This window comes from Kitasatospora sp. NPDC056327, assembly GCF_042261735.1.
GTDB lineage: Bacteria > Actinomycetota > Actinomycetes > Streptomycetales > Streptomycetaceae > Kitasatospora.
In genome coordinates this window covers 1-9,029 of sequence record NZ_JBHJRC010000328.1, presented here as the reverse complement: position 1 = coordinate 9,029, position 9,029 = coordinate 1, and the positions used below count along the sequence as shown (strand labels likewise).

Sequence of the window (9,029 nt, the reverse complement as noted above, 5' to 3'; positions counted from 1 at the left end):
GGCGGGGGGGCCCCGCCCCCCCCCCGCGCCCCGCCCGTGATCAGCCGTCGAGCCGGTCGGCGACCTCGTCCTCGCTCAGCGCCTCGATCTCGGCGATCAGCAGCTCCTCGACGCGCGCGGCGAGCGCGGCGGCCGTGGAGAGCTCGAAGGCGTCCCGGATCGGGACGTCCAGGCCCACCCCCGCACGGATCCGGGAGACGACCCTGGTCACCAGCAGGGAGTCCCCGCCGAGCTCGAAGAAGTCGTCGAGCGCGCCGACCCTGGGTACGCCGAGCACCTCCTGCCAGAGCTGGGTGACCAGCTCCTCGGCGTCGGTGCGCGGTGCCACGTAGCCGCGTGCGGAGGCCGGTTCCGGCGCCGGCAGGGCGGCCGTGTCCAGCTTGCCGTTGATGGTCAGCGGCAGGGCGTCGAGCAGGACGACGGTGTCCGGGACGAGGTACGCGGGCAGCGCGCGGACGAGGTGCTCCCGCAGGGCGGCGGGCGCGGGAAGGGCGCCCGCCGCCGGGACGGCGTACCCGACCAGACGGCGCCCGTCGAGGACGACGGCGGCGGCCCGGGCCACCTCCGGATGGCCGGTCAGCGCCGCCTCGATCTCGGCGGGCTCGATCCGGTAGCCGCGCAGCTTGACCTGCTCGTCGGTCCGGCCGAGGTAGTCGAGGGTCCCGTCGGGGCGCCAGCGGGCCCGGTCGCCGGTGCGGTACATCCGCCCGCCGGCGAAAGGGTCCTCGACGAACGCCGCGGCCGTCAGGTCGGGCCGGCCCAGGTAGCCGCGGGCCAGGCCGGTGCCGCCGAGGTACAGCTCGCCCTCCGACCCGCGCGGCAGCAGCGCGCCGCGCCCGTCCAGCACATACAGCCGCACGCCCGGCAGCGGACGGCCGAGCGGCGGGCGCCGTCCGGCGTCCGGGGCGCCGAGCTCGGCGGCGGTGACGATGACGGTGGCCTCGGTCGGGCCGTAGGTGTTGACCAGCCGCACGGTGTCGCCGTGCCGCTCCCGCCAGCGCGCGACGGTGTCCGCCCGCACCTCCGAGCCGCCGAGCACCACCAGGCGCAGCGCGGCCGGCCAGGGGGTGGTGCCGTGCGAGACCAGCTCCTCCCAGTAGGCGGTCGGCAGGTCGAGCACGGTGACGGACGGTCCGTGCGGGCCCTGCAGCAGCTCCGGCAGGGTGCGGCCGCCGCCGGGCAGCAGCACGACCCGGGCGCCGGAGGCGAGGGCGGGCCACAGTTCCTCGGCGTGGGTGTCGAACCCGATCGAGGCGAACTGGACGATCCGGTCCCCGGGCGTCAGCCGGTAGCCGTCCGGTCCGGCCATCCAGTCGACGCGGGCGGCCAGCGCGGCGTGGTCGACCGCGACGGCCTTGGGCGTGCCGGTGGAGCCGGAGGTGTAGAGGACGTAGGCGAGGCCCGAGCGGTCGCCGTCGGCCGCCGGGGCGGCGCCGGGCAGGACGCGCAGGCCGCCGTCCTCGTCCGTGAGCAGCAGCACGGCGCCCGACTCGCGGAGCATCAGCTGCCGCCGCTCCGCAGGGTGGGCCGGGTCGAGCGGCAGGTAGCCGGCGCCCGCCTTCCAGACCGCCAGCAGGGCGGTCACCAGGTCGAAGGACGGGGCGAGCCGGACGGCTACCAGCTGTCCGGCGGCCCCGTCCAGCCGGGCGGCCAGTTCGGTGGAACGGCGGTCGAGTTCGGCGTACGAGAGGACCTCGCCGTCGCACTCCAGCGCCGGGGCGCCGGGGGCGGCGGCCACCCGCTCGGCGAAGCGGTCGAGGACGGGGCGGACCGCCCCGGGGGCGGCGGGCCCCGCACCGAGGGCGAGCAGCCCGGCGCGTTCCTCCGGACCGATCAGCCAGTCGCCGTGCAGCGGCACCGTGACGTCGTCGACGGCGGCGGTCAGCAGCGACCGGCAGCGGGTGCCGAGCGCGGCCACCGTCGCCGGGTCGAACACCTCACGGTCGAAGCAGAAGGAGAGCGTCAGCCCGCCGTCCGGGGTGCGCCAGCTGTCCAGCAGCAGATCGGTCTTGGCGCGCTCGAACCCGGAGTCCATGGAGGCCGTGCGCACCCCGGACGGCAGCTCGGCTCCGCCGTCCTCCCCGGCCGCCAGGTCGTACTGGCTCTGGTGCACGAACACCGCCTGGTAGAGCGGTGCGGCGCCGGCCTCGGCGGGCAGGTCCAGGTGGGCGGCGAGCCGCTCCAGCGGGACGTCCTGGTGGCTCAGCGCGCCCAGGGTTGCGGTCCGGACGCGGTGCAGCACGGTGCGGAAGCCGGGCTCGCCGGTGAGGTCGGCGCGGAGCACGCCGGTGCGGGCGAAGTAGCCGACCAGCTCCTCCTGGGCAGCCTCGGTGCGGCCCGCGAGCGGGGTGCCGACCACGAAGTCCGTGCTGCCGGTCCACCGGGCGAGCACGCACTGGTAGGCGGCCAGCAGCACCATGAACGGGGTGCAGCGCTCGCGGCGGGCCAGTGCGTCCAGCCCGGCCGTCAGCGCGGGGTCGAGCGCCACGGTGGCGAAGCCCGCCGGGTGCCGGGGGTCCTCCGGGCGCGGGTGGTCCAGCGGGAGCCGCAGCCGGCCGGTGCCGGCCAGCTTCTCGGCCCAGTAGCGGAACGCGGCCTCGGCCCCGCCGTCCGCCGCCCGCCGCTGTTCGGCGCGGGCGACGTCGCCGTACCGCAGGGCGAGCGGCGCCAGCCCGGCCGGGGCCCCGCCGAGCGCCTCCCGGTAGAGCGCGAGAAGCTCGCGCCAGAGGATCCGGAACGACCAGCCGTCCGAGACGATGTGGTGCACGACGAGCGCGAAGGCGTGCTCGTCCGGACCGGCGGAGACCAGGACGGCGCGCAGCGGCGGCCGGCCGGCGAGGTCGAACGGCGCGTTGACGCTCGGGCGGCAGGCCTCGGTGAAGTCCTGCTCGGCGGCGCCGGGGGCCAGCGCGACGAGGTCGAGCGGGACGGGCGCGGGGGGCTCGACCAGCTGCACGGGTGCCTCGCCGTCCAGGGCGAAGCGGGTGCGCAGCGGCTCGTGGCGGTCGGTCAGCCGGTCGAGGGCGGTGCGCAGCGCGGTGACGTCCAGCGGGCCGCTCCACCGGCGGCACAGGTACATGTTGAAGCCGGCGTCGGCCGGGTGGAGCTGCTGGAGGAACCAGAGCCGGCGCTGTTCCTCGGTGAGCGGGTGGACGGTCTCGGCGGGGCGGGCGGGGCCGGCCGCCCGGTCGGTGGTGGTCATCGGGCGGCGGCCTCGGTTCCGGTGCGGCGCACGGCGGCGGCCGTGGCGGGGACGGTTGCGGGGGCGGGCGGCGTGACGTCCGCGGCGGGCACGGACGCGTTCACGGACGCGTTCACGGACGCTTTCAGGGGTGCGGAGGCGGTCGCGGTCGCCGGGGCGTCCCCGTGACGGGCCGCCAGGGTGGCCAGGCCGACCAGGTCGTCGGGTTCGGCGTCCGGCACGTCGCGGTCGAAGTGGCGCAGCGCCGGAACGGCCAGGCAGACCGCCACGAGCAGGGCCATGGCCAGGCCGAAGAGCAGGTAGAGCAGACCGATGCCGCGCCCGTCACCGGTGCCGATCAGTCGGCCGACGGTGCCGGCCAGCGCACCGTCCTCGTCGACCCACGGCTGGACCAGACGCGGTCCGAGCGGTGCGACGAGGGCGAAACCGACCGGCAGGGTGGACCAGGCCACCATGGTGTTGACCGCGATCACCCGGCCGTGGAAGCGCAGCGGCACCTTGGTCTGCACGATCGTCGCGTAGACGCCGTTGACCAGCGCCAGCCCGTAGGCCATGCCGAACGCGCCGAGCGCCACCGGCAGCACGCTCGGGCGCAGACCGGTCACCAGGCAGGCGGCGGCCAGACCGAGGGTGGCGAACAGGACGCCGCGCAGCCGCAGCCGGCGCGGCCCGCCCCAGGCGAGCAGGGTCAGGCCGCCCAGCACGGCACCGAGGCCGGCCGCGACCGACACCCAGCCGGCCGCCGCGAGCGGGGCGAAGGAGAGCACCAGCGGGGTGGTGAGCAGGAACAGCGGCGACAGGAAGATGTTGAGCACCGCGAAGAACAGCAGCATCGCCCGGAAGTTCCTGCTGCCGAGCGCCCGCCGGAAGCCGGCCCGGATCTCGGAGCCGACGCTCTCCCGGCGCCGCGCGGCCATCACGTCGGGGAAGCGCATGGCCAGCGTGACACCGGTGGCGATCACGTAGCTGGCGACGTCGAGGACGAGGATGCCGCCGAGGCCGAGCGCCGACAGCAGGCCGACGGCGAACAGCGGCACGAGGAACTGGGCGAGCCCGAAGGCCATCTGGACGACGCCGTTGGCCCGGCCGAGGAAGCGCTTGGGGACGAGCTGCGGCACGGCCGAGTTCCAGGCCAGCCGTTGGAAGGTGAGCGCCGTGGACAGCACCGCTATCAGCACGTACGCGTGCCAGACGTGCAGCGAGTCCATCAGGTACAGCAGCAGCATCACCGCCTGGGTGAGGCCTGCCGCGACATCGCCGTACAGCATGATCCGGCGCCGGTCGCCGCGGTCCACCAGGGCGCCCGCGACCGGTGCGGCGAGGATGCCGGGGACGAGGCCGCAGGCGGCCAGCAGGCCGAACTGCGCCAGCGAACCGGTGGTCAGGTAGATCCAGACCGGCAGGGCGAACTCGGTGAGCGCCGAGCCGATCATCGAGATCTGCTGGCCGGCCGCGACACCGAGGAAGCGGCGCATGGTCGGCCGCACCGGGGCGGACCGGGCGGCGGACGCGGCGGCCTCCGCGGACCGCTCGGCGTCCCGGGAGAGCCCGGCGAGCCACCAGGTGGACCCCTCCTCGCGCCGGTGCCGCTCCTCCTCGCCGTCCGCCACCGAGCGGTGCACGGTGGTGAGGATCCCGGCGAGCTCGGCGGCCCGGTACTTGAGGTAGAAGTGACCGGCCTCGTCCAGCACCACGACACCGGTGGTGTCGCTGAGCCGGTGCCACTCGCGGTAGCGCTCCTCGTAGAACTCGGTGGCCGGGTCCCGGTCGCCGCAGACCGCGTACACCGGGGCGGCGATCCGGCCCTCCTCGCTCTCGAACAGCCGGGTGAAGTACTGCTCGGCCTCCCGGGTGCCGATCCGGCGGTTGGCCACCATGAGGCGCAGTTGCTCGGTGCCGACCTCGTCGGTGTCCAGGCCGGCCGCCGCCAGGGCGTTGATCATGCCCTGGTCGCTGCGCAGCCGGTCCGCGGTGCGGGACCACCACTCGCCGATCGCGGCGCCGCGGCCGCGCGGCCGGGCGAACGGGAAGATGCCGCCGAGGTGGACGGCCTCGATCTCGCGGCCCGCCGCCTCCACCCGCCGGGCGATCTCCACGGCCAGCCGGACGCCGACGCCGCAGTGGCCGTACAGGACGATGCGGCCCTCGACGGTGTCCAGGATCTCCTGGGCGCAGCCGGCCGCGACCTCGTCGATGTCCATCGCCTCCTCGCCCAGCTCGTGGCCGGGGACGGCGAGCGAGTGCAGGGCCCAGTCGGCGGGCAGGGCGTCGGCGAGCGGCTTGTAGATCAGCGCGCTGCCGCCGCCGTACGGGGTGCAGACCAGACTCGCGGTGGTGCGGCGGCCGGCCGGGGTGAGGAGGTGCAGCAGGCTGCGCGGGCAGCGGTCGGCGTGCGGGTCGCTGACCAGGGCGGCCAGCCGGCGCACGGTGGGGTACTTGAAGAGGTCCATCACCCCGACGGGGGTGGGGAGTTCGGGGAAGGCGCGGCGCAGCTTGGCGACCACCTGGGTGGCCAGCAGCGAGTGCCCGCCGAGCTCGAAGAAGTCGTCCAGGGCGCCCACCCGGGGCACGCCCAGGAGCTCCGCCCACAGCCCGGCGAGGAACTCCTCGGCCTCGCCCTCGGGCTCGACGAACTCCCCGCTCGCGGTGGGTTCCTCGGGTTCGGGGAGGTTGCGGCGGTCGACCTTGCCGTGGGCCAGCAGCGGCAGCCGGTCGAGCACGACGAAGCGGGCCGGGACCATGTAGTCCGGCAGCACCTCGCCGAGGGCGTCGCGCAGGTCGGCGGCGGCCGGGACGGGGCCGCCTCCCGGGTGTTCCAGGTAGGCGACCAGCATCTGCCGCAGGCCCTCGCCGCGGGCGAGCACCACGGCCTGGCCGATGCCGGGCAGGGAGGTGAGGGCGGCCTCGATCTCGCCGGGCTCCACCCGGTAGCCGCGCACCTTGATCTGGTCGTCGGCCCGGCCCAGGTAGTCGAGCGTGCCGTCGGCGCGCCAGCGGGCCAGGTCGCCGGTGCGGTAGAGCCGGTCGCCGGTCGCGCCGAACGGGTCGTCGACGAAGCGTTCGGCGGTCAGCCCGGGGCGGCCCAGGTACCCGCGGGCCAGCCGGTCGCCGCCCAGGTACAGCTCGCCGGTGACGCCCGGCGGCACCGGCTGCATCTCCTCGTCCAGGACGTGGCAGCGGGCCCCGGCGAGCGGGGTGCCGATCGGGGTGCTGCCCGGTCCGGAGGCCCCGGCGGTGACCTCGTGCACGGTCACGCCGACGGTGGCCTCGGTCGGGCCGTAGTGGTTGAAGACCGCGCACCGGCCGAGCGCGGCCAGCTCGGCGGCCCACGGCCAGGCCGAGGCCTCGCCGCCGAGCACCAGCGCCCGGCGGGGCAGCAGCCGCTCCATGGGGGCGTCGGCGCCGAGCGCGGCCAGGTGGGAGGGCGTCATCTTGAGGTAGTCGAGCCGCAGGGACTCGATCCGCTCGGCGAGTTCGGCGCCCGCGATGCGGCGCGGCAGCAGGTGGACCCGGCCGCCGGTGCTCAGCGCGAGGTAGAGCATGGTGATGCTGAAGTCGAAGGAGAGCGACTGCAGCAGCCCGTACCCGGCGCCCGGCTCGATCCGCAGCCGTTCCCGCACCCCGGCCAGGTAGTTGAGGATCTGCCGGTGCTGGACGGCGACGCCCTTGGGGGCGCCGGTGGAGCCGGAGGTGTAGATCACGTAGGCCAGGTGGTCCGCGCCGGAGAGCTCCTCCAGCGGCTCCGGGTCGCGCCGCGCGGGCTCGGTGTCCAGCAGCAGCTCGGCACCGTCGTACCCGGGGAAGCGCTCGCGCAGCACGGAGTCGGTGAGCAGCACCCGCACGCCGGCGTCGGCGACCAGGTGGGCCAGCCGGGCGGGCGGCTGCTCGGGGTCCAGCGGCAGGTAGGCGCCGCCCGCCTTCAGCACGCCGACCAGGGCGACCGCGAGTTCGGGCGACTGCTCCAGGCAGACGGCGACCCGGTCGTCCGGCCCGACGCCGAGCGCCCGCAGCCGGCGGGCGAGGCCGGTGGCCCGCTCGTCGAGTTCGCGGTAGTCGACGGTGCGGCCCCCGGCCTCCAGGGCCGGGCGGTCGGGATGGGTGCGTGCGGTGGCGGCGAGCAGGGCGGTCAGCGTGTGCGGGCCGTCGGCCGGGTCGGGCAGCGCGGGGCCGGCGGCCCAGCGCTCCAGGACGTCCCGCCGCTCGCCGGGGGTGAGCAGCGGCAGCCGGGAGACCGGCCGCCCGGGGTCGGCGACGGCCGCCGCGACCAGCTGCTCGAAGCGCTCGGCCAGGTGTTCCACGGTGGTGGCGTCGAACAGGTCGGTGCGGTAGGTGATCAGCCCGTACAGGCCGCCGTCGGACTTCTCCCGCAGGTAGAACGCGAGGTCGGTGCGGGTGGTGGCGGCCTCGTGCCCGAAGCTCTCGGCGGCCGGCGCACCGGCGGAGGCGGCGGTCGCCGCCGCGCCGCGGTCGCCGTAGTTCTGGAAGGCGAAGCTGACCTGGAACACGGCGGAGCGGCTGACGTCGCGCTCGATGTCGAGGTCGGCCACCATCTGCTCGAACGGCACCTCCTGGTGGGTGTACGCGTCGAGCGTCGTGCCGCGGACCCGGCCGAGCAGTTCGGTGAAGGTCGGGTCACCCTCAAGCCGGGCCCGGATCGGCAGCATGTTGACGAAGAGGCCGACCACGCCCTCCAGTTCGCGGTGGAGGCGGCCGGCGACGGCCGAACCGATCGCGAAGTCCCGGCGCCCGGCGTGCCGGCCGAGCAGCACCTGCAGCGCGGCCATCAGCACCATGTACCCGGAGGCGCCGGCGGAGCGGGCCAGGGCGGCGACGCCGCGGCCGAGTTCGGGGCTCCAGTGGAACTCGGTGGCGGCGCCGTCGAAGGTGAGCACCGGCGGCCGGGGGCGGTCGGTGGGCAGTTCCAGGGCCGGTACGTCGCGCAGTTCCCCGCGCCAGTACGCCCGGGAGGCGGACAGCGCCTCGCCGCTCAGGCGCTCCTGCTGCCAGGCGGCGTAGTCGCCGAACTGCACCGGCAGGTCCGCCAGCGCGTCCGGGGTGCCGTGGGCGTGCCGGGCGTAGAGGGCGTCCAGCTCGCGGTTCAGGATGTCGAGCGACCAGCCGTCGCTGACGATGTGGTGCATGACCAGGGCCAGCACGTGCTCGTCCGGGGCGGTGCGCACCAGCAGGGCGCGCAGCAGCGGGCCCGTGGCGAGGTCGAAGGGGACCGCCACCCGCTCGCCGAGTTCCCGGGCGGCGCGAGCGGCCGGGTCGGGGTCGCCGGTGGCGTCGACGAACTCGGCCGGGCAGGGGCCGGGTTCGGCGATCCGCAGCTCGGCGGTCCCCTCGGGCGTGGCGGGGAAGGTCATCCGCAGCGCCTCGTGCCGGGCCAGCAGGTCGGCGAGGGCGGCGTCCAGCGCGGTGCGGTCGAGCGGGCCGCGCAGCATGCGGGCCGGGGCGAGGGTGTAGGCGGTGGTGCCGGGGGCGAACTGGTCCATGAACCAGAGTCGTTCCTGGCCGCTGGAGAGCGGTGCCCCGGTTCCGGCGGGCCGGGCGGGGACGGTGATCGCGGGTGCGGTTCCGGTGGCGCCCGCCGTGGTGGCCGCGGCCGAGCGCAGCCGCTGGGCGAGCAGGGCGCGTCTGGTCGCGGACAGCCCGGTGGCGGGGTCCTGGAGGTCGGTCATGGGGTGTTCCATTCGGCGCACGTCGGGGCGGCGGGCAGGGTGGCCTCGGGCGGGATCGCCGTGGGCGGGGCCGCCGCGGGGAGGGGAGGTGCGGGGCAGGGAGAGTTCGAGGGGTACGGGCGGCGCGGCCCGGTACGGGGCCGCGC

General features: G+C 76.1%; 2 protein-coding genes. Both read right to left on the bottom strand.

Going from position 1 to position 9,029, the window contains the following annotated elements:
• Positions 1-40 precede the first annotated feature (40 nt).
• A complete protein-coding gene (locus tag ACFCX4_RS31460; RefSeq protein WP_376149956.1) occupies positions 41-3,202 on the bottom strand; it encodes an amino acid adenylation domain-containing protein in 3,162 nt (1,053 codons plus the stop codon).
• Complete coding sequence (locus tag ACFCX4_RS31455; protein ID WP_376149953.1) at positions 3,199-8,883, bottom strand: amino acid adenylation domain-containing protein; 5,685 nt, start codon at positions 8,881-8,883, stop codon at positions 3,199-3,201. Before ACFCX4_RS31455 ends, ACFCX4_RS31460 begins: the two co-directional genes overlap by 4 nt.
• Between the last annotated feature and the right edge of the window lie 146 nt (positions 8,884-9,029).